The following is a 20,788-nucleotide window of genomic DNA, read 5'->3' on the forward strand; positions in this document are numbered from 1 at the left end:
AACTATGTCACGGAAAAGAGGTTGCGGTACATGAACGTGTTGTTGGAAGAGTTTGTGCTCCCTCCCGACCTGGAAAAGATACTGGACAACAGCCCTAGTATCATCATTCCCAAGACGGAGGAGATGCTGTACGGCCTGATTTTTGGCAATAACGGAACCAATACCAATCAGGTGGATGTCTGCTACCGGGTCAATGGTGAGCTAGTGAAGGAGGCAGTGGTCTCCCGCTGCAAGAACGGTGCTGCCGTCAACTTCACCGAGGACTATATGCGCCGTCGTGATCCGGACTGTATGCGCATTGGCGATGATCTCCCCACGGATAAGCCCCGCTTTAAGGATGTGTACGGCTACGACTTCGAGAAGTTGAAGATCGAGACCTATAAGTGGCTGGCCCGTCAGGAGTTGATTCTGGTGCCCTTTATGGCGGGCGGCAAGGAGTATGGCTATGAGGCTCTGCTGGTGTGTCCCCGCAATGCGGCCTTCTTTGCCTTTGCTCTGTCTCAGCTCCAGTCCTTTGTCAGTGGCAAGGACATCCACAACTTTAAGCCCCGCGCCATTGTCTATGTCGCTCCCCCCTTCCGCCACACCCACTTCAACGGCAGACAGGTGTGCGTGCACAATCGTCTGGAGGATCGCCACGAGGTGTTCTCTTATAACCTCTATCCCGGCCCCTCCGCCAAGAAGGGTATTTACAGCGTGCTGCTGGATATCGGCGAACAGGAGGGCTGGGTGACTGCCCATGCCTCCGCCGCCCGTATTGTCACTCCCTATGAGAATGAGATGGTGATGATGCACGAGGGCGCCTCTGGCGGCGGCAAGAGCGAGCTGCTTCAGGATGTGCACCGTGTGTCCGATGGCCGTGTGCTGCTGGGCACCAACCTGGAGAACGGCGAGCGGGATTACCTGCACATGAGCGATACCTGTACCATTCACCCGGTCACCGATGATATGGCCATCTGCCACCCCTCCTTCCAGACGGAGAGCGGCAAGCTGGCTCTGTACGACGGTGAGGACGGCTGGTTCCTCCGTGTGGACGGCATCACCGAGTATGGCAGCGATCCCATGTACGAGCGCATCACCATTGAGAGCGAGAAGCCTCTGATGTTCTTCAACATCGACGGTGTTCCCGGTGCTACCTGCTTGGTTTGGGACCACACCATGGACTCCAACGGCAAGCCCTGCCCCAACCCCCGTGTGATTATTCCCCGCACCATGGTGGACAACATCGAGATGTCCCCTGTGGAGGTGGATGTGCGCAGCTTCGGCGTGCGTATGCCCCCCTCCAGCGCCGCTCACCCGGACTACGGTATCATGGGTCTGATGCACATCATCCCCCCTGCTCTGGCTTGGCTGTGGCGTCTGGTGGCCCCCCGTGGCTTTAAGAACCCCAGCATCAGCGGAAACTCTCCCCTGGCCAGTGAGGGCGTGGGCTCCTATTGGCCCTTTGCCACTGGCCGTAAGGTGGTGCAGGCTAACCTGCTGCTGGAGCAGATTCTGAACTCCCCCAATACCAAGTATGTCCTGATTCCCAACCAGCACATCGGTGTGTATCGCATCGGCTTTGCTGCGGAGTGGATTGCCAGAGAGTATCTGGCCCGCCGCGGCGGCGTGAATATGAAAATGGACCGTCTCACCCCCGCCCCCTGCTCCCTGCTGGGCTACTGCATGAAGGAGATGAAGGTGGACGGCCAGGAGATCCGCACCACCTTCCTGCACCCTGAGACCCAGGAGCAGATGGGAATGGAGGGCTACCAGAAGGGTGCCCAGATTCTCTACGACTTCTTCGCCAAAGAGCTGGAGGCCTTTGACGTGGAAGAGCTCCACCCCGTGGGCAAGGAAATCCTGGAGTGCTTCAAGAAGCACGGCACCATCGAAGACTACTGCGCAATTACTCCCCTCGGCCTGAAATGAGAACCAGCACCCTCAGCTTTCCGGCAACAGAAAGCTGAGGGTGTTATTTTGCGCCCACTTGAAAAGAATACCACTTGTGCTCCGCGCAATTTTTGTTTATGATATATAAAAGCATTCTACCGATGACAGGAGGCGGTCATGATGACTTTGGAAATCTGTGTCGACAGCGTGGAATCGGCCCGTGCTGCAGCGGCGGGTGGCGCCACCCGACTGGAGCTGTGCGGCAATTTGATCATTGGCGGGACCAGTCCCAGCCCCTATCTCATTGAGGCAGTACAGAAGTTGGATGTGCCGGTGCGTGTGTTGCTTCGCCCTCGCTTCGGCGATTTCCTGTACACCCCCTCCGAACAGGAGATCCTGTACAAAGAGGTGGAGTTGTGCCGCTCTCTTGGTGTAGACGGCGTGGTGATTGGTGCGCTGTGCCCGGATGGGACCTTGGATGTCCCCTTCCTCTCTTCCCTGGTTGAGGCCGCCGGACCTCTGGGGAAAACGCTGCACCGGGCGTTCGATGTGTGCGCCGATGCCCAGCAGGGCCTGGAGGCGGCGATCACTCTGGGCTTTGACACCATCCTGACCTCCGGCCAGGCGGCCACAGCCCTGGAGGGAGTGGAGACTTTGGCCCAGCTGCAACAGCAGGCGGACGGGCGGATTACCCTGTTGGCAGGCAGCGGCGTGAGCCCGGAGAACATTCCTGTCATCCGGGAGCGCACAGGAATTTCTGCGTTCCACATGTCGGGAAAACGCACGGTGGAGGGCGGTATGCAGTTCCGTCGGGAGGGAGTTCCCATGGGATTGCCCTTTGCCAGTGAATATGAGCGATTTTACACAGATGAGGGCTTAGTACGCAGCGCTTATGCAGCACTAACCCAAAAATGACCTAAAATGCAAAGGTAAATATCAACAAAAATTTCAGTGAAATTTTGTGAATGAGTCCGGTCTTATCTCTTTTGTCTAAAATACTATTGACAAATCCAAGCTTATTTTATAATATTTATCCAGTAGCTTGGATTGTTACCGCATAGGCGGGCAAAACCGGGACTCACCTTGACGAAATTACAGAGCTGATGTGTCTGGGCGGTGCCCAATTCTCTGTTACGGGTGAGGCCTGGTTTTTCTCTTTTTTCGTCCTTTCGATTTCCGTTCAGAGGAGGAATTACGGTGGTATTCCATGTGCTTAAAACGATCAATAATAACATTGTTAGCTGCTTAGACGAGAACAAACAGGAACACATCGTCATGGGACGCGGACTTGGGTTTGGTGTCAAGCAGGGCGCGGTGATTGATCAGGAGCGCGTGGAAAAGGTGTTCAGCATCTCCAATCCCGCCAATCTGGAACAGTTGAAGGACCTGCTGGCCCGCTGTCCCCAGCCTCAGGTAGAGTTTTGTACAGAGCTGATTCAATACGCCACTCAGGTGCTGGATCATCCCCTCAACGAGGGAATTTATCTGACGCTGTGCGACCACATCTGCTTTGCCATCCGCCGGGCGGAATCCGGTATGGGGTTTACCAATGCCCTGCATACGGAAGTCCGTCTGTTTTATCCCCAGGAGTACAACATCGGCTGTCACGCTTTGACGGAGATTCAGCGTCGTTTCAATGTGACGCTTCCCCAGGATGAGGCGGCCTCCATCGCCCTACACCTGGTCAACGCTGAGCATGAGATGTCTCTGGGTATTACCTTAAAGGTCACCCAGGCGCTGGGCCAGATGCTGCACACGCTGGAGTCCAATGACAAGTTCCATTTGGATCGAACTACTATCTATTATGATGAGTTGGTCATTCATCTGAAGTTCTTGGCATTGGACCTCTATTCCCCCCGGGATACTCTCCCGGCAGACGAGCAGTTCTCTGACCTGATTATGCAGGCATTCCCGCAGGACTATCATCTGGCGGAAATCCTCACCAAGGAGCTGGAAACAGCCTGCGGAAAAGAATTATCCAAGGAACAGAAAGCCTATCTGGCTGTTCACTTACACCGCATCAATAAAGGAAAAGAAGGAGTGAAGGAACATGGGACTATTTGACAAATTGCTGGGCAAGTCTTCGCATGCAGACGATCTGGTGATCTACGCCCCGATGGACGGAGAGGCCGTTCCGGTCAGCCAGGTCAACGATCCTACGTTCAGCGAGGAGATCCTGGGCAAGGGCATCGCCATCCGCCCCACTGGCACTCAGGTGGTTGCTCCCTGTGACGCCACCGTGGAGATGATGTTCGACACCGGCCACGCTGTGAGCCTCCAGGCTGACAACGGTGCTGAGGTGCTCATCCACGTGGGACTGGACACCGTGAACCTGAAGGGTGCCCACTACACCGTTCACGCCGCCAACGGCGACAAGGTGAAGAAGGGTCAGCTGCTTATCACCTTTGACCGTGAGGCCATCAAGGCGGACGGTTACGACACCATCACCCCCATGGTGATCTGCAATTCCGATAACTTTTCCACTGTGGAAGGACACACTGGCCCCGTGAAGGCTGGCGATGTGCTGCTCACTCTGAAAAAGTAAAAAAAGAAATCAGATAAATTTAGGAGGCACATTATGATACGAGGTTCGGGATTGCCGGTTTGCTCCGGCGTGGCCATCGGCCCAGTTTATCTCTATCGCAAGGGGCAGGCCACCCTGCCCGTCTCCTGCGGCGACCCCGCCGTGGAGCAGCAGAAGTTTGACAAAGCCAAGGAGGTTGCTCTTTCTCAGCTGCAGCACCTGGTGGATCAGGCCACTAAGGAGCTGGGCGAGGAGCAGGCCATGATTCTGGATGTCCAGATGATGATGCTGGACGATCTGGACTATCTGGAGAGCATCCAGGCCAAGATCCAGAACGGCCTGGGCGCCGCACAGGCTGTCAAGCAGACTGGTGAAGAGTTTGCCATGGATTTTGCTTCCATGGATGACTCCTACATGCAGGCCCGTGCTACGGACGTGCGCGACGTGTCAACCCGTGTGGTCAACATCCTGTGTGGCGGCAGCTCTGGTTTTGAGATGGATCGGCCCGGCATTCTGATTGCCGAGGACCTGACTCCCTCTGAGACCGTTCAGCTGCCTAAGGACAAGATCCTGGCTTTTGTCACTCAGCACGGTTCCGCCAACAGCCACACCGCCATTTTGGCCCGCATCATGGGTATCCCCTCCCTGGTGAAGGCTGACATCGCCATGGATGACTCCCTGAGCGGTCAGATGATGGTGGTGGACTGCATCGAGGGCAACTATTACATCCAGCCCGACGATGAGACGCTCAAGACCATGACCGAGAAGCGCGAGGCCGTGATTCGCCACCAGCAGGAGCTGGAGGCCTACCGTGGTAAGCCCTCCGTGACCCGCAATGGTCAGAAGATCAAGCTGTATGCCAACATCGGTAACCCCTCCGACGTGGAGCACGTCATCAAGGGCGACGCCGAGGGCGTGGGCCTGCTGCGTAGTGAGTTCCTCTACCTGGGCCGCGAGGATTATCCCACTGAGGATGATCTGTACCAGGCCTACCGCAAGGTGGTGGAGGGCCTGCAGGGCCGTCCCTGCGTCATCCGTACTCTGGATATCGGTGCGGATAAGCAGGCTGACTACTTCAACCTGGACGCCGAGGAGAACCCCGCTCTGGGTCTGCGCGGCATCCGTATCTGCATCCGCCGTCCCGAGGTGTTCCGCACTCAGATGCGCGCCATCTACCGCGCCAGCGCTCACGGCCCCGTCAGCGTCATGTTCCCCATGATTGCCTCTGTCTGGGAAGTCAAGCGTGTGCGTGAGATGTGCGATGCCTTCCGCAAGGAGCTGGAGGAGCAGGGCATCCCCGTGGGCGAAGTGGAGCACGGCATTATGATCGAGACCCCCGCCGCCGCCGTCATCAGCGACGAGCTGGCCAAGGTGGTTGACTTCTTTAGCATCGGCACCAATGACCTGACCCAGTACACCCTGGCTGTGGACCGTCAGAACCCCTCTCTGGAGGAGTTTGGCGATACCCACCACCCCGCCATCATGCGGCTGCTGCGGATGATTGCCGAGAACGCCCACAAGGCTGGCATCTGGTGCGGCATCTGCGGCGAGCTGGGTGCCGATCCGTCTTTGACCGAGACATTCCTGGATATGGGCTACGACGAACTGTCCGTCTCCCCCACCCGGGTGTTGGAACTGAGAAAGAAAGTTTGTGAAAGTGAGGGAAAACCCCAATGACTACCTTTACCTATGTGATTCAAGATCCCCTGGGCATCCACGCCCGTCCCGCCGGCCAGCTGGCTAAGACTGCCGCTACCTTCGCCGACTGTGACATCAAGGTTTCCGCCAACGGTCAGACCGCCGATGCCAAGCGCATCATGGGCCTGATGAAGCTGGGCGCCAAGCAGGGCCACACCCTGACCATCACCTGCGAGGGTGGTGACGAGGCCGCCGCTGCTGCCGGCATGGAGGCCTTCCTGAAGGAGAACCTGTAAGAGGGTCTCTCCTGCATCTTAATTAGCATACTCCTGCATTCTTTTTGGGTGTACAAAGGTGGCCGTTGTGGGCAACGGCCACCTAAAATAAGGGTCAGCGGATGCTGACCCATACATCTATTGAGGGAGGGTATCATTTTTATGATGCGATTTTTACAACGTCTCGGCAAAGCATTGATGCTGCCCGTGGCAACTTTGCCGATCTGCGGTATCCTGATGGGTATCGGCTACGCTCTCAGCCCCCATGCTATGCAGGGCGGCACCATTGAGGGCATTCCTGCTATTATTGGTTTCTTCCTGATCAAGGCCGGTGGCGCTCTGATCGACAACATGGCTATTCTGTTTGCCATCGGTGTCGGCGTCGGTATGGCTGATGACAAGGATGGCACTGCTGGTCTGGCTGCTCTGGCCTCTTGGCTGATGATCACCAGCCTGCTGAACACCAATGTAGTGGCCACCATTGCTCCCCACATGCTGCCTCTGAATGCTGATGGTGTCATCGATACCACTAGCACCAACTATGTGGCTTTCTCCAAGGTCGCCAACCCCTTCATCGGCATCCTGTCCGGTCTGATCGGTGGTCTGAGCTACAACAAGTTCAAGAACACCAAGCTGCCTGACTTCCTGTCCTTCTTCAGCGGCAAGCGCTGCGTGGCCATCGTGGCTGGCATGATCTCCGTTGTGGTTTCTGCCATCCTGCTGTTCGTGTGGCCCGTGGTGTTCGGCGCTCTGGTTGCTCTGGGTAAGGGCATCGCTAGCATGGGTGCTGTTGGCGCCGGTCTGTACGCCTTCTTCAACCGTCTGCTGATCCCCACCGGTCTGCACCACGCTCTGAACAACGTGTTCTGGTTTGACACCATCGGCCTGGGCGACCTGTCTGCTTACTGGGGCTCCCTGGTTCAGGGTGACACCATGGCCAATGGCACCAAGATCACCTGGTCCGTCGGTATGTACATGTCCGGCTTCTTCCCCTGCATGATGTTCGGTGTTCCCGCTGCTGCTTTCGCTATGTATCGTAGCGCTAAGCCCGAGAAGCGCAAGGTTGCCATGGGCATTCTGCTGTCCGCCGCTATCGCCTCCTTCGTGTGCGGCGTGACTGAGCCCTTCGAGTTCGCTTTCATGTTCCTGGCTCCCGGCCTGTACGTTGTGTATGCCGCTCTGTACGGCATCTTCGTGGCTGTCACCACCATCGTGGGCTTCCGTGCCGGCTTCTCCTTCTCCGCTGGTCTGACTGACCTGGTCTTCTCCTCCACTCTGCCCGCTGCTAAGAACACCTGGATGATCATTCCTCTGGGCGTTGCCGCTGCCATCATCTTCTACGTTGTGTTCCGCTTCGCTATTGTGAAGTTCAACCTGAAGACTCCTGGCCGTGAGGATGACGATCCCGATGAGGTTTCCGACGGCGCTCTGGCTAACAATGACTACACTGCCATTGCCAAGGCCGTTCTGGAGGGCCTGGGTGGCGCTTCCAACGTGACCACCGTGGACAACTGCATCACCAGACTCCGTCTGGAGGTTAAGGACTCCACCCTGGTCAACGAGAAGGCCATCAAGGCTGTCTCTTCCGGCGTGATCCGCCCCAGCAAGACCTCCGTTCAGGTCATCATCGGGCCCAAGGTCCAGTTCGTGGCCGACGAGTTCAAGAAGCTGGTAAAGTAATTTTTACCAAAACTCCCAAAAAGAATGCTTTTCATGAGAGAAATCTCATAGAAAGATTACCTGTCCTACAGCCCACTGTAGGACAGGGTTTTTTTATTCGTGTAAGTTATAAGAGCACAGTTCGAGATCATCTCGAACTGTGCTCTTATACTTTGCCCAATAGGCCATTTTTCACTGTGGTGGATAGGGAGAACTTCTTCTCCCCTGCTTGCGAAAAGAAGATGGTCACAATGTCCTGGGATAGGTCAATGATCTTCCCTTCCCCGTATTTTTTATGCCGAACCTTTACGCCCGGATGGAACATGGCCGCATGGACTTTAGCCACTTGCTCCTTTGGCGTAATGGGAGGAAACAGCTCCTGAGCAAACGCAGAGGGCAACTCCTGTGCCTTGTAAGAGAGCACCCATAGAGAGTCCTGCGCCCGGGTCATAGCCACATAGAAGAGCCTGCGCTCTTCCTGGTAGGTATCAAAGTCGGGGTCCTCTGCGGAGACATTAAATACTTTGGGGAGAATCCCGTCTACCACATCCATAAGGATGACGTGAGGGTACTCCAAGCCCTTACTGGAGTGGATGGTGGACAGGGTGACGACACTCTCCTGCTCGGTATTAGGGCCCTCCCGCATCAGCTGATACAGGTCGTTTAACCGGTCTAGCAAATCCATAGGGGTGGCTTCTTGAAAGCCTAACGCTTCCAGAATTTCTGCTTTGCGCAAATCACCACCGCGATCTTCCACATACCTCCCGTACCCCATGTAGTGGACAATGCGATGAATGGCCCGGTGGGCTGGTTGTTGCAGCAGGTAGGAAACATGGGATTGTAGAGCTGCACACTGCTTTCTAGACCATGGGGAGAGCATGGTGCACTTGGACAGATACTCCAGGATGGTTACCCCCTCCCCTTCACATCGATTGACCGCCTCTACTGCGGCCAACCGGGTGATTCCGGCCCCAAGCTTGTAGTATAGATCCAGAAAGAGCTCCCCATTGCATGGCTGGGCGGCAAAGCGAATGATGTTACAGATATCCCGCACCACCCGATGGGTGAAGAAGCCACAGTCCACTTGACGGCACCGATAGGGAATCTGCTGGCGCTGGAAGAGATCGATGAGGGGGATGACACTGTCGTTGTCCCGATAGAGAATGGCGATGGGATGGGTGGCTCTCTTCGCCACAGTGGCCAGATAGGCATACTGGCTGGTTCGGTTCTGCACCATCACTTGACGAATGCTGGGCCCGGTGCGCCCTGTGGAGACCATGGTCTTAGGGTGGCGGTTTTTGTTCTTCTCAATAAAGGTCTGAGCGGCACTGACAATCTCTTTGGTAGAGCGATAATTGGTCTCCATGTACAGCACCTGCGCCTTGGGATAGAGCTCCTGAAAGTGGAGCAGGGCCTGGGGATAAGCTGCTCGAAAGCCATAGATGCTCTGGTCCTCATCTCCCACCATGAACAGATTTCCACTGCTTTGAGCCAGGAGGGAGATGATGGCGTGTTGGATTTTAGAGGTGTCCTGGGCCTCATCCACACAAAAATATCGGTATCGTGCCTGGAACTGGCGGAGGACTGGCGGACAGAGCTTCAGAATTTTCCGGGCATACACCAGCTGGTCGTCATAATCCATCTTTTGTTGCTGTTGCAGGGCCTGACCATAGGCATGGTACAGGGCTGGAAAGTCGGTCACACCTTCCACTTCCACCTGCGCCAGCTCCTGCTCCGAGGTGATCATCTGGTTTTTTACATAGGTGATGGCGGTTTGTACCGCCTTGATGGTACTCTCTGTAGCATATTCTCCAGTCAGACAATGGTAGAGGGTCCCAATGAGGGAACTCTGCTGGGAAGTCTGTTCCATCAGGGTGTAAGCTTTCCGTCCGGTGATGCGCTCATAGCAGGAGATGATACGGCTGCATACCCCGTTGATGGTACGAAACTCCAGCCGCTGGGCCATCTCCGCCCCAAAGAGAGAAGCAAAACGCTGTCGCATGTCCTGAGCAGCCGATACCGTGTAGGTCATGGTGAGAATGGACTCTGGGGGAATGCCACACCCCAGGACCATATATCCAATGCGGCTGACCAAGACGGTGGTTTTGCCGCTGCCTGGAACGGCCAACAGCAGCACCGGGCCATCCAGAGTTTGGACGGCTCGCTGCTGCTGTGCATTCAGGGACAGCCGATAAGTATGCAGAAATTGCGTCAATGTCATATGTATCTCCATGGTGGATCAGATTATGGGTGACATAGGCCACAGGGGGAGTATCCCTGTTCCACCAGTGCCGCTCGGCTGCCCTGATAGTCCTGGCGGTTGGAGCCATTCATATCCCGCACCCCAGAGCATTCTGGCAGGTGGAACTTTTTTGAGCTGGTATTGAGGACATAGTGGGTGGCGGTTACTTCTGAGGTCCAGCTCTCCCCCGTGGCGTAGTCAATGGTAATGCCAGGCTGGACGTTGTAGACATACACGTTAAAGCATACGCCCTCTCCCTGGTCCTCCACCGACCAGGCCTCCATCTGTACCCCAGAGGCCACCAGGTTGTCCCCGTAAAAGATGGGAGTGACGCGGTATAACACATGGTTTTCCGTTTTCTCCACATAGTCTGCCACCTGATTCTCAAAAGGCAGCATGCCCTCCACATTCATATATCGGGTGCCAGTGATGAGATTTTGCTCATTGGCGTTTTCCCCCGCCAGCTGAAATCCGATGAGATGGCAGCGGTTGTAGAGATATCGCCCGTCCACATTGTCATAGGTAACCGTATGCCAACCGGAGGGCTTTACCTGACCGATGGAGCCTCGCTCCTCGGTGGGCATCAACTCCGTGCAGATGTTGGCGTAGGCTACCCCGCAGCGGTCCAGCTCGTCCAAAGGAGAGTAGGTCTCAAAGGCCTGGGTGGTGAAGTCAGAGGAATCAAAATCCGGGACATTGTTCTGGAGAACCACATAGGGTTGGTCTGTATAAGGGGGGATGGTGTCCAGCTCATAGCTGACTACCTGGGCGGTAGGAGTGGGAGTTGGGGTAATCTCCGTGAGAAGAGAGCAGCCAGACAGTTGGAGGCTGACTAACACCCCTGCCAATAGAAGGGTAACTTTATGCCTCATGGTCAATCATTCCACTCGCTTCCACAGCGGCTACAATCTCCTGCATCATCGATACTGGCTGTACCAGGGCAAAGCGCACATGCCCCTCACCCAAGGGACCGAAGGCGGAGCCGGGGGTACACAGCAGCCCAGAGCGTTCCAGCAGCTCAAAGCAGAAGTCCACGGAGTTGGAGTACCCCTTGGGCAGGGGCGCCCATACAAACATGCTGCCTTGGCTATCCGGCACGTTCCAGCCAATGGAGCGAAGGCCGCCGCACAGGGCATCCCGCCGGGCCTGGTACTCAGCACGGTTGCGTGCGACACTGTCCTGGGGCCCGTTGAGGGCGGCGATGGCGGCGTGCTGTACCGGGAGGAAAATACCGTAGTCGATTTGCGAACGCAGCCGCCGAAAGGTCTGGATGATCTGGCGGTTGCCCAGCACAAAGGAGATGCGGGCACCCGTGAGGTTGTAGGTCTTGGACAGGGAGTTATACTCCACACCTACCTCCTTAGCCCCCTCGTAGGCCAGGAAGGACTTCCCTACCCGTCCGTCAAAGATGATGTCCGAGTAGGCGTTGTCGTGAAGGATGATGATATTGTGGGCTTTGGCAAAGGCGATGAGCTTGTGATAGAACTCGTCGGGAGCAGTGACGCATACAGGGTTGGCGGGATAGGACACCACCATCATCTTGGCTCGGTCTGCCAGTTCCGGGTCCATCCCGTCCAAATCGGGAAGGTAGCCGTTTTCTTCCTTCAGCGGGTAGTGGACGATTTCTGCCCCACACAGGGCGGGGCCCATCTCAAAGATGGGATAGCCGGGGTCAGGCACCAGAACCACATCTCCTGGGTCACACAGAGCCCAGCCGATGTGGGTCAGCCCTTCCTGAGAGCCGTAGATGCTCATCAGTTCATCCGGCTCCAATTCCACGCCATAGCGGCGCAGATACCAGTGCTGGACCGCCTCCACCAGCTCCGGCAGCTCCGTGAGAGAATAGCGGTAGTTGGTGGGCTGGCTGGCCGCCTGGGCCAGGGCTTGTACCACGTGGGGTTCCGGGAGAAAGTCCGGGGTGCCAATGGACAGATTGTACACCGGAAGCCCCTGGACCAGCCGCTGCTGGCGGCGTTCATCCAAGACATTGAAAATACCAGGCTGGAATTCCTCCATGCGCTGGGCAACATTGAGTTTCATGAAAGGATTACCTCGATTCTATTTCTGGGTGGTGAGGTCGGTGAGAATGGGCTGGTACTGTTGGGGATCATCGCTGATGAGCTGAAGGAACTGGGCCTCGTCCAGCACAGGGATCCCCAATTCGTTGGCCTTTCGAAGCTTGGAGCCTGCCGCCTCTCCGGCAATGACACAGCTGGTCTTTTTGGATACCGAGCCGGACACCTTGGCCCCCAGGGCCTCCAGCATCCCCCCTGCCTCCTTGCGGGAGCAGTGGGACAGCTCCCCGGTGAGCACGAAGGTGAGGCCCGCCAGACGGTCTCCCACGGGAGCGGCGGTGCTCAAGGTATTTACTCCGGCCTGAGCCAGACTGTGCATCAGGTGCTGGCTCTGAGGGGAGGCAAACCAGGCCGTGAGATACTCAGCAGTGATGGGTCCAATGTCGTCAATGGCGGTGAGCTCCTCCACCCCTGCCTGGGCCAGCGCCTCCAAAGAGCCGAACTTGGCGGCCAACACCTTGGCGGCCTTCTGCCCCACTTGGCGAATACCAAAGGCGAAAAGCAGCTTGGAAAGGTCATTGGACTTAGAGCGCTCAATGGCGGCCAGCAGGTTTTCCGCCGACTTCTGCCCCATCCGGTCCAGAGCAGCCACCTGTTCCTGCTGAAGCTGATACAGGTCTGCGGGAGTGTGGACCAGCCCCGCCTGTACCAGCCCTTCTACCACCGCAGGTCCCAGGCCCTCAATATCCATGGCGTCCCGACTGGCAAAGTGGGTCAGGTTGCGCAGCAGCTGGGCAGGACACTCGGCCCCGGTGCACCGTACGTGGGCCCCGTCCTCGTCCCGTACCACCGGAGCACCGCACACGGGGCACTGGTGGGGCAGCTCATAGGGGACGGTGCCTTCCGGGCGTTTGGAGGTGACCACAGACACGATCTCCGGGATGATCTCCCCTGCCTTCTGCACCACCACGGTGTCCCCGATGCGGATATCCTTCTCCGTGATAAAGTCCTGATTGTGAAGGGTGGCGTTGGTCACAGTCGTACCCGCCAGACGCACCGGGTCCACCACCGCCTTGGGGGTGAGCACTCCAGTACGGCCCACCTGCACCACGATATCCCGAACCACACTCTCCTTCTGCTCCGGCGGGTATTTGAAGGCGGCAGCCCAGCGGGGAAATTTAGCTGTCTCGCCTAGAGTCTCACGGTCAGACAAGTCATTTACCTTTACAACGGCGCCGTCGATATCAAAGGGGTATTTCTCTCGCTGATCGCCCAGCTTCTGAATCTCCTCTTGAATCTTCTCCATGTCTGTGGACTTCACATAATCAATGACTTTGAAACGGAGACCACGCAGGTAGTCCAGGCTGTCACTGTCAGTTGTAAAGGAGATATCGTTTACATATTGGATGTTGAAAATCAGAATATCCAAGCCCCGGGATGCTGCCACTTTCGGGTCCAGCTGACGCATGGACCCGGCAGCGGCGTTGCGGGGGTTGGCAAAGAGCGGCTCGCCCCGCAGTTCCCGTTCTTGGTTGAGGCGCTCAAAGGTTTTCCGGGGCATATAGACCTCGCCACGGACGATGAGGGTTTCGGGGGCGCCCTCCAGCACCATGGGGATGGAGCGAATGGTGCGCAAGTTTTCGGTGACGTCCTCCCCCACCATGCCGTCTCCCCGGGTGGCGCCCCGGACAAAGACTCCGTTCTCATACTCTAGGGCTACGGACAGGCCGTCCACCTTGGGCTCAAGGAGGTATTCGGTGGTCCCTCCCTGTGAGACTCGCTGGTGGAACTCCATCAGCTCCTCGGGGGAAAAGACGTCTTGCAGGGACTGGAGGGGGACCCGGTGCACCACCTGGGAGAAGCTGTCCAGGGGCTTCCCCCCCACCCGCTGGGTGGGGGAATCGGGGGTAATCCACTCCGGGTGGGCCTGCTCCAACTCCTCCAGCTGACGCAGCATGCGGTCGTATTCAAAATCGGAGATGGTGGGCTGGTCCAAGACATAGTACAGATAGTTGTGGTGGTTGAGCTCCCGGCGGAGCTGCTCAATTTGCTGCAAGGAATCCATATCCGTTGATCTCCTTTGTGATGAGTTATCCATTTTGTATATAGGTGTTTGGTACGGTGCCGATGAGAACCGTCTCAGCCAGACACACCGTGGTATCCACGGTGACAGAGGTGATCTCCCCAGGGATAAATAGGTGGACTGTGACGGAGATATCCATGAGCACCTGGTGATGGGTCTGATTGATCCCGGCACTGTCAAATTGGTTGTGGACTTGGGTCATGACGTCCCCCACCGAGTCGATGGAGACCCGAAGCTTGGGGCCCAGTCCGGAGAAAATCATCCATCCGGTAAGGTTGCCCAGGGGGACTCCAAGCTGCCCGGAGTCCAGGTCCTCCAGCTGCTCCACCAGAGCTTGGGTAATCTGATTACGTAGCTGGTTAATGGTGGCTGTGCGCCCAGTGACGGTGGTCAGACCGTCGCCGTCGGAAGGTTGCAGGTTCATCAGATCATTGTAGCCTAAGTTCTGCTCCTCCATGCACTGGTCCACCACATCCGCCACCAGCACCGAGATGAGATTGGTGGCCTGGCTTACCGCCACCGTCTCCACTACTGGGCGCATACTCCGGGAAAATTGGAAGAAGACCACAGCGATGAGAAGCATGGCAATGAGGATGGGCAGCAGAATGAAACATAGAGGCTGCTGTTTCCACCGCCTCCAACGGCGGCGCAGCGGTACCGACACGACAATCACCCCCGGGGACATTGTATGCCCCCGGGGGCCTGACCCATTCAGTGACCCAGCAACTCTTGAGCGGCCAGCATCAGACCGGCCTTGCCCGACTCGTAAGTCAGGCCGCCCTGGAGATATACCGTATAGGGCTCCCGCATGGGGGCGTCTGCCGACAGCTCAATGGAGGCACCCTGAATGAAGGCACCAGCTGCCATGATGACCTGACAGTCGTATCCGGGCATGTCCCAGGGCTCTGGGGTGACATAGGAGTCCACAGGGGCGCCGGACTGAATTCCCCGGCAGAAGGCTTTGACACCTTCCCCGTTGCCCAGGTGAATCATCTGAATGATGTCGTGGCGTGGTGCCAGAGAGTGGGGCTCAGTCTCATACCCCATCTGCTCCATGAGAGCCGCTCCAAACACAGCGGTTTTCAACGCCTGGGCCACGGTGTGGGGGGCCATGAATAGCCCCTGATACAGCAAACGGTTGTTGCCTAGGGTGGAGCCGCATTCCTTGCCGATACCGGGGCAGGTCAGACGCATAGCGGCCCCTTCGATGAGGTCGTGGCGTCCGGCCAGATAAGCTCCGGTGGGGGCCAGACCGCCGCCGGGGTTCTTGATGAGGGAGCCCACTACCAGGTCAGCGCCCACGTGGGTGGGTTCCTTCTCCTCCACAAACTCCCCGTAGCAGTTGTCCACCAAAATGGCAACATTGGGGTTGTGCTGGCGGATGATCTCGCACATGTGGCCAATCTCGTCCACAGACAGAGAGGCCCGGGTGGAGTAGCCCTTGGAGCGCTGGATAAGCACCGCTTTTACCTTGCGATCGGACACAGCCTGGGCCAGTCCCTCCAGGTCGGGCGTATTCTCCGGGGTGAGGTCCACCTGGCGGTATTCCACGCCGAAGTCCTTCAGGGACCCGGTGCCCTTGTCCGTGACACCGATGACACCCAGCAGGGTGTCGTAGGGAGCGCCAACAGCGGAGACCAGCACGTCTCCGGGACGCAGGCAGCCAAACAGGGCCGCAGAAATGGCGTGGGTGCCATTGACAAACCCGATGCGCACCAGGGCGTCCTCCGTGCCAAATAGGTGGGCGTAGATCTCGTCCAGCTTGTCCCGGCCCAGGTCGTCATAGCCGTAGCCGGTGGTTCCGGCAAAATAACTCTCCGCCACTCGATACTGGCGGAAGGCATCCAGCACCCGCAGGGTGTTGGCCTCAGCCACTGCGTCAATGCGGGCAAACTGCTCTTTCAGCGTCTCCTCTGCCCGGCGGGCCAGGGTACGCAACTCCTCAGAAAACTGTAAAGACATATTCCTTAACACTCTTTCTCTAACTTAGTTTGGGCCAGTGCGGTCACCAGCTCCACGCAGGCCTCCACATCGGCGGCACACACCATCTCACAGGGTGTGTGGGTGTAGCGACAGGGGATGGAAATCCCTCCGGTACACACGCCGCTGCGGGTCTGATGGATGGCTCCGGCGTCGGTGCCACCCGCTTGAATGACATCTCGCTGGGCGGGAATGCCCTGTTTCTGGGCTAGCTCCATCAGAAGGTTTACCATTTCGGGGTGGCAGATTACCGAGCGGTCCATCACCTTCACCGCCGCCCCTTGCCCCGCCAAACTGCTGGCGGTGTGCTTGGCACCGGGAATGCCGTCCTCACTGGTGACATCTACGGCGATGCCATAGTCTGGGTCAATGGACCATGCGGCGGTTTTGGCTCCTCGCAGGCCCACCTCCTCCTGGGTGGAGAAGACAAAGTACACGTCGTTGGGGCATTCGTGCAGCCGCTCCATGGCCTGCAGCAGCACCAGGCAGGAGATGCGGTTGTCCATATAGGGTCCGGCTACCAGAGCACCCGCTGGGAAAACGGGAGTGTTGTACACCGCCACATCGCCAATCTGCACCTGTTGTTCCGCCTCCTCCCGGGAGGTGGCTCCAATGTCCAGGTACAGGTCAGCCATGGTTCGCTTTCCCGGCGTGGAGCCCACCTGGGCGGCGATGACGCCGCAGGTGCCGTTTTGAAAGCGCACCGGGGTGTTGACCACGGCGTCGGCGTGAACGCCGCCGATGGCTCCCACTCGCAAAAAGCCCTTGTCGTCGATGTGGGTCACCACCAGGCCAATGCTGTCCATGTGGGCGGAAAACATGAGCCGGGGGCCACTTCCCCTTTTGCGGCAAATGAGATTGCCCATGGTGTCCCGGGTGATCTCATCCACATAGGGGCGGGCCATCTCTTCTATGATCTGTGCCACTCCCCCCTCGGCCCCAGATGGGCCAAAGGCGTGGCACAGGGTATTGAGTGTATTGATCCATTCCATGTTGGGTTCCTCCTGTCAGCAATCCCCGGCAACAGACTGTAAAAACAGCCAGGCCAGTTCCAGCACCTGCTCCACATCGTTCATGTTCACTACACTGGCAGGGGCGTGAAGATATCGCACGGGGGCAGAGATACCGGCTACTCGCACACCGGACTTGGTGCGTTGAATGGCTTTGGCGTCGGTGCTGCCCGCCACGTAGTGTTTCAGCTGCCAGGGAATGTGATGCTCCTGGGCCACAGTACGCAGGCGCTCAAACAGGTCCCGGTCATAGATGGTGCCTTTGTCCATCCAAGACAGCACCGGGCCTTGCCCCAAGTGGCAGATTTGAGCCTCCGGGTCCTGGCTGGGGGCGTCCGCTGCGGTGGTGCCTTCCAGCACCAGGGCGATGTCTGGAGTCACAGAGAAGGCTGCTCCAAAGGCACCCCGGGTCCCCACCTCCTCCTGGACAGTGAAGACGAAGGTGCAATCCATGGGAAGGTCCCGACGCAACAGCTCCAGGAGAACTGCGCAGCCAACACGGTCGTCTAAAGCCTTGGCCTTGAGGCATCCGTCTCCAAACTCCACACAGTCGCTGCGGAAGATGCAGGGGTCTCCCACCTCCACCAGTGTCTCCGCCTCTTCCCGGCTGGAAGCTCCGATGTCGATGTAGTAGTCCTCCAGTTTGGGGACCTTCTTGCGCTCCTCGGCGGTGGTCATATGAATGGCTTTCAGGCCAATGACGCCGGGGACCTGGCGGTCTCCCACCAGCACCTGCTTGCCCAGCAGCACCCGGCGGTCCATCCCCCCCACACAGACGAATTTCAGATACCCGTCCTCGGTGATGGAGCGGACCATAAGCCCCACCTCGTCCATGTGAGCACAGAGCATCAGCTTAGTTTCAGTGGCCTTTGCGCCCTTTTTGAAGCAAATCAGATTGCCCATAGCGTCCACATTCATGGTGTCCACATAGGGGGCGACCTGTTCTTTGATGTAATCTCGTACGGCGTCCTCAAAGGAGGACACACCGGGGAGGGCACACAGCTGTTTCAACAAATCCATCATACCTGTGCTCCCTCCTCTCCCAGCTTTCGGGTGAAGGCGGCCAACAGCTGAGCAGTCTGCTCCAGGTCAGCCAGGTCCACCACCTCCACGGGGGTATGCATATAGCGCAGGGGCAGAGAGAGCACCGCTGTGGCAATGCCCTCATTGCAAATCTGCATGCCCCAGGCGTTGGTTCCGGTGTCTCCGCCCATGACTTCCTTTTGGACTGGAATGCCCAGCTCTTGGGCTTTGTCCAGCATGCGACGGGTCATCCAGCGGGTCATATTGGGGCCAATGCCCACGGCGGGGCCGCCGCCCAGGTCATAGGCCCGACCTTTGGCGCTGTCCGGAGTGGCACCGTGGGTGACATCCACCGCCACGCAGAAGTCAGGGTCGATGGTACAGGTGCCTACCATGGCACCAGTACCCCCGGTTTCTTCCCGGGTGCTGCCCATGATGTACAAATCCACGTCCAGTTGCTCTAGGTTGAGCAATTCCACGGTACGCAGCAGAGCGGCGAAACAAGCCCGGTCGTCCAAAGCGCCGGAGCAAATCTTTCCACCGGCCAGCTCTAAAAAGCTCTCCCGGAACACCATTGGGGTGCCCACGGGAATCTCCCGCTCCACCGTCTCCTGAGAGAGGCCGGTGTCCACATAGTATTCCCCTAGGGCTGGGGCCTTCTCCCGGTCCTCCGCCGACAGTACATGGGGAGGCAGACATGCAATCACGCCCAGTCTGGGCGGCTGGGTGAGGATGGTTACTTCCCGGTCGGGGAGCATCCGGGGGTCTACCCCGCCGATGGAGGCAAAGCGCAGGTACCCGTCTTCTGCTCCAGTGACCATTAGGCCAATCTGGTCCAGATGGGCGTCCAGCAGCAGCTTTTTGGCGTTGGGGTTGCCACAGCGGCGCAGGCCGATGACGTTGCCCAGCCGGTCCGTCCACACCTCATCCATCCAGGGGGTGAGAAGCTGGGCGGCCAGGTCTGCCACGGGTGCCTCATAACCGGAGGGGCCTCCGGTCTGGCACAGGGTTTTGAGACATTCCAGGGTATTCAATGGGCGGTCACTCCCTCCAGGGCATTGACGTACTGCTTGAACTTGTTGCCCCGCTCCTCAAAGTTGCGGAAGCAGTCAAAGGAAGCGCTGGCGGGAGACAAAATCACCACGTCTCCAGGCTGTGCCACGTCGTGGGCGGTATGGACGGCCTGTTCCAGATTCTCGCAGCGCCGGATTTCGGGATTGCCAGGGGTGTAGTCTGGAGCCTGCTGGGTAGCCTGTTGGATTTTATCCGAGGTGGCACCGGTGAGAATGAGGCACTTCACAGATTTGACGATCTCCGGGCCCAGCACATCGTAGGGAATGTGCTTATCGTAGCCACCGGCAATGAGAATCACCTTCTCCGAGAAGGAGCGCAGGCCGGCAATGGTACGGGTGGGGCTGGAGGCGATGGAGTCGTTGTAATAGCGTACACCGTCCAGCTGGCGTACCAGCTCAATGCGGTGAGCCACACCGCCAAAGGACTTGGCGTACTCTCGAATGGTCTCATCGGACACCAGACCATCCACTGCGGCAATGGCGGCCATGTAGTTTTCCAGGTTATGGACACCGGGAATGAGAATGTCGTCGGCCGCCAGGATGGGGCGGGTGTGGTAGCAGATCATCCCGTCCCGGACACAGACGCCCCGCTCCAGGTTCTTTTTGCGGCTGAATAGGGTGACTTCGCCCCGGGCCTGAGAGGCAAATCCAGCGGTGATCTCATTGTCTGCATTGAGCACCAGCTTGTCCCCGGTGTCCTGATAGGCGAAGATGTTGCGCTTGGCGGCAATGTACTCCTCCATGTCCTTGTGGACGTCCAGGTGGTTGGGAGACAGGTTGGTGATGACAGCCACGTTGGGACTCTGACGCATGGTCATCAGCTGGAAGGAGGACAGTTCCAACACCACCATGTCGTCGGGACGGATCTCGTCCACCTCGCACAGCAGCGGGTGGCCGATGTTGCCGCCCACAAAGGTGCGATAGCCTGCCGCTTTCAGCAGTCCGGCAATGATGGTGGTAGTGGTGGTCTTTCCGTCCGAGCCGGTGACTGCAATGACACTGCACGGGCACAAGTCCAGAAATGTCTCCATCTCGGAGGTCAACTGTGCGCCTGCCGCCACGGCGTTGGCGATCTGGGGCAGGTCAGGCCGCACACCAGGGGTGCGGAAAATCACATCTGCCCCCTCCAGGCCGTCCAGATAGTTGGGGCCCAGGCTCACCTTCAAGCCCTTGGACTCCAGCTCAGACAGACCGTCAAAATCATCTCTCTCTCGTTTATCACACACACGGACCGTCAGTCCGGCCTGTAACATTTTCTTTACCAGCGGGGCGTTGGACACCCCCATGCCGATGACGGCAATTTTTTTACCCTTGAGTGAATTCAAATAATCCCATAGAATTGATTGCATGGACCGTTGCCTCCCTTTCCTCATAGGAGTAAAATGACATCAGAT

Annotated in this window: 17 protein-coding genes; 7 read left to right on the top strand and 10 right to left on the bottom strand. The window is 57.8% G+C overall.

Going from position 1 to position 20,788, the window contains the following annotated elements:
• Nucleotides 1-30: 30 nt before the first annotated feature.
• The 7 genes from B5F12_RS03035 (at nucleotide 31) to nagE (ending at nucleotide 7,989) form a co-directional block, all read left to right on the top strand.
• Nucleotides 31-1,911: a DUF4914 family protein gene (locus B5F12_RS03035; RefSeq protein ID WP_087230083.1), complete on the top strand. Its 1,881-nt coding sequence runs from the start codon at nucleotides 31-33 to the stop codon at nucleotides 1,909-1,911.
• 138 nt (nucleotides 1,912-2,049) lie between these two features.
• On the top strand, nucleotides 2,050-2,787 hold the full coding sequence (locus tag B5F12_RS03040) for a copper homeostasis protein CutC (protein ID WP_087230086.1): 738 nt from the start codon (nucleotides 2,050-2,052) through the stop codon (nucleotides 2,785-2,787).
• 294 nt (nucleotides 2,788-3,081) lie between these two features.
• Nucleotides 3,082-3,936 (top strand): PRD domain-containing protein, encoded by an 855-nt coding sequence (locus B5F12_RS03045; protein ID WP_158096731.1) that lies wholly within the window; start codon nucleotides 3,082-3,084, stop codon nucleotides 3,934-3,936.
• A complete protein-coding gene (locus tag B5F12_RS03050) occupies nucleotides 3,923-4,417 on the top strand; it encodes a PTS glucose transporter subunit IIA (protein ID WP_087230092.1) in 495 nt (164 codons plus the stop codon). The genes B5F12_RS03045 and B5F12_RS03050 overlap by 14 nt, the downstream gene beginning before the upstream one ends.
• A 33-nt stretch (nucleotides 4,418-4,450) precedes the next feature.
• On the top strand, nucleotides 4,451-6,073 hold the full coding sequence (gene ptsP, locus B5F12_RS03055; protein ID WP_087230095.1) for a phosphoenolpyruvate--protein phosphotransferase: 1,623 nt from the start codon (nucleotides 4,451-4,453) through the stop codon (nucleotides 6,071-6,073).
• Nucleotides 6,070-6,330, top strand: coding sequence for an HPr family phosphocarrier protein (locus B5F12_RS03060; protein ID WP_087230097.1), 261 nt, complete (start codon nucleotides 6,070-6,072; stop codon nucleotides 6,328-6,330). The genes ptsP and B5F12_RS03060 overlap by 4 nt, the downstream gene beginning before the upstream one ends.
• A gap of 141 nt (nucleotides 6,331-6,471) precedes the next feature.
• Nucleotides 6,472-7,989: an N-acetylglucosamine-specific PTS transporter subunit IIBC gene (gene nagE, locus B5F12_RS03065; protein ID WP_087230100.1), complete on the top strand. Its 1,518-nt coding sequence runs from the start codon at nucleotides 6,472-6,474 to the stop codon at nucleotides 7,987-7,989.
• A gap of 145 nt (nucleotides 7,990-8,134) precedes the next feature.
• Here the strand turns inward: nagE and B5F12_RS03070 are convergent, their stop codons facing one another.
• The 10 genes from B5F12_RS03070 to murD are packed head-to-tail and all read right to left on the bottom strand — an operon-like array spanning nucleotide 8,135 to nucleotide 20,743.
• Nucleotides 8,135-10,189, bottom strand: coding sequence for an ATP-dependent helicase (locus tag B5F12_RS03070; RefSeq protein WP_087230103.1), 2,055 nt, complete (start codon nucleotides 10,187-10,189; stop codon nucleotides 8,135-8,137).
• 23 nt (nucleotides 10,190-10,212) lie between these two features.
• Nucleotides 10,213-11,082, bottom strand: a complete 870-nt coding sequence (locus B5F12_RS03075) for a DNA/RNA non-specific endonuclease (protein ID WP_087230106.1) — start codon at nucleotides 11,080-11,082, stop codon at nucleotides 10,213-10,215.
• The gene (locus tag B5F12_RS03080; protein ID WP_087230109.1) at nucleotides 11,072-12,250 is read right to left on the bottom strand and encodes an aminotransferase class I/II-fold pyridoxal phosphate-dependent enzyme; all 1,179 of its coding nucleotides are present in this window, start codon (nucleotides 12,248-12,250) and stop codon (nucleotides 11,072-11,074) included. Before B5F12_RS03080 ends, B5F12_RS03075 begins: the two co-directional genes overlap by 11 nt.
• Before the next feature lie 18 nt (nucleotides 12,251-12,268).
• Nucleotides 12,269-14,290: an NAD-dependent DNA ligase LigA gene (gene ligA / locus B5F12_RS03085; protein WP_087230112.1), complete on the bottom strand. Its 2,022-nt coding sequence runs from the start codon at nucleotides 14,288-14,290 to the stop codon at nucleotides 12,269-12,271.
• A 25-nt stretch (nucleotides 14,291-14,315) separates the two neighbouring features.
• A complete protein-coding gene (yunB, locus tag B5F12_RS03090) occupies nucleotides 14,316-14,972 on the bottom strand; it encodes a sporulation protein YunB (protein ID WP_158096559.1) in 657 nt (218 codons plus the stop codon).
• 47 nt (nucleotides 14,973-15,019) lie between these two features.
• Nucleotides 15,020-16,270 carry a methionine gamma-lyase family protein gene (locus B5F12_RS03095; RefSeq protein ID WP_087230118.1) on the bottom strand — a complete coding sequence of 417 codons (1,251 nt, stop codon included), beginning with the start codon at nucleotides 16,268-16,270 and terminating at the stop codon, nucleotides 15,020-15,022.
• 5 nt (nucleotides 16,271-16,275) lie between these two features.
• A complete protein-coding gene (locus B5F12_RS03100) occupies nucleotides 16,276-17,280 on the bottom strand; it encodes a M42 family metallopeptidase (RefSeq protein ID WP_087230122.1) in 1,005 nt (334 codons plus the stop codon).
• Nucleotides 17,281-17,295: 15 nt separating this feature from the next.
• Nucleotides 17,296-18,321: a M42 family metallopeptidase gene (locus tag B5F12_RS03105; RefSeq protein WP_087230125.1), complete on the bottom strand. Its 1,026-nt coding sequence runs from the start codon at nucleotides 18,319-18,321 to the stop codon at nucleotides 17,296-17,298.
• Nucleotides 18,318-19,355: a M20/M25/M40 family metallo-hydrolase gene (locus B5F12_RS03110; protein ID WP_242954871.1), complete on the bottom strand. Its 1,038-nt coding sequence runs from the start codon at nucleotides 19,353-19,355 to the stop codon at nucleotides 18,318-18,320. The genes B5F12_RS03105 and B5F12_RS03110 overlap by 4 nt, the downstream gene beginning before the upstream one ends.
• Nucleotides 19,352-20,743 (bottom strand): UDP-N-acetylmuramoyl-L-alanine--D-glutamate ligase, encoded by a 1,392-nt coding sequence (gene murD / locus B5F12_RS03115; RefSeq protein ID WP_087230128.1) that lies wholly within the window; start codon nucleotides 20,741-20,743, stop codon nucleotides 19,352-19,354. Before murD ends, B5F12_RS03110 begins: the two co-directional genes overlap by 4 nt.
• Nucleotides 20,744-20,788 lie beyond the last annotated feature (45 nt).

This window comes from Pseudoflavonifractor sp. An176, assembly GCF_002160435.1.
Classification (GTDB): domain Bacteria; phylum Bacillota; class Clostridia; order Oscillospirales; family Oscillospiraceae; genus Enterenecus; species Enterenecus faecium.

Bases quoted from the DNA above. Each gene is read 5' to 3' on its own strand.
- B5F12_RS03035 (WP_087230083.1), top strand. From the start codon at position 31: ATGAACGTGTTGTTGGAAGAGTTTGTGCTCCCTCCCGACCTGGAAAAG.
- B5F12_RS03040 (WP_087230086.1), top strand. From the start codon at position 2,050: ATGATGACTTTGGAAATCTGTGTCGACAGCGTGGAATCGGCCCGTGCT.
- B5F12_RS03050 (WP_087230092.1), top strand. From the start codon at position 3,923: ATGGGACTATTTGACAAATTGCTGGGCAAGTCTTCGCATGCAGACGAT.
- ptsP (WP_087230095.1), top strand. From the start codon at position 4,451: ATGATACGAGGTTCGGGATTGCCGGTTTGCTCCGGCGTGGCCATCGGC.
- B5F12_RS03060 (WP_087230097.1), top strand. From the start codon at position 6,070: ATGACTACCTTTACCTATGTGATTCAAGATCCCCTGGGCATCCACGCC.
- nagE (WP_087230100.1), top strand. From the start codon at position 6,472: ATGATGCGATTTTTACAACGTCTCGGCAAAGCATTGATGCTGCCCGTG.
- B5F12_RS03070 (WP_087230103.1), bottom strand. From the start codon at position 10,189: ATGACATTGACGCAATTTCTGCATACTTATCGGCTGTCCCTGAATGCA.
- B5F12_RS03075 (WP_087230106.1), bottom strand. From the start codon at position 11,082: ATGAGGCATAAAGTTACCCTTCTATTGGCAGGGGTGTTAGTCAGCCTC.
- B5F12_RS03080 (WP_087230109.1), bottom strand. From the start codon at position 12,250: ATGAAACTCAATGTTGCCCAGCGCATGGAGGAATTCCAGCCTGGTATT.
- ligA (WP_087230112.1), bottom strand. From the start codon at position 14,290: ATGGATTCCTTGCAGCAAATTGAGCAGCTCCGCCGGGAGCTCAACCAC.
- B5F12_RS03095 (WP_087230118.1), bottom strand. From the start codon at position 16,270: ATGTCTTTACAGTTTTCTGAGGAGTTGCGTACCCTGGCCCGCCGGGCA.
- B5F12_RS03100 (WP_087230122.1), bottom strand. From the start codon at position 17,280: ATGGAATGGATCAATACACTCAATACCCTGTGCCACGCCTTTGGCCCA.
- B5F12_RS03105 (WP_087230125.1), bottom strand. From the start codon at position 18,321: ATGATGGATTTGTTGAAACAGCTGTGTGCCCTCCCCGGTGTGTCCTCC.
- murD (WP_087230128.1), bottom strand. From the start codon at position 20,743: ATGCAATCAATTCTATGGGATTATTTGAATTCACTCAAGGGTAAAAAA.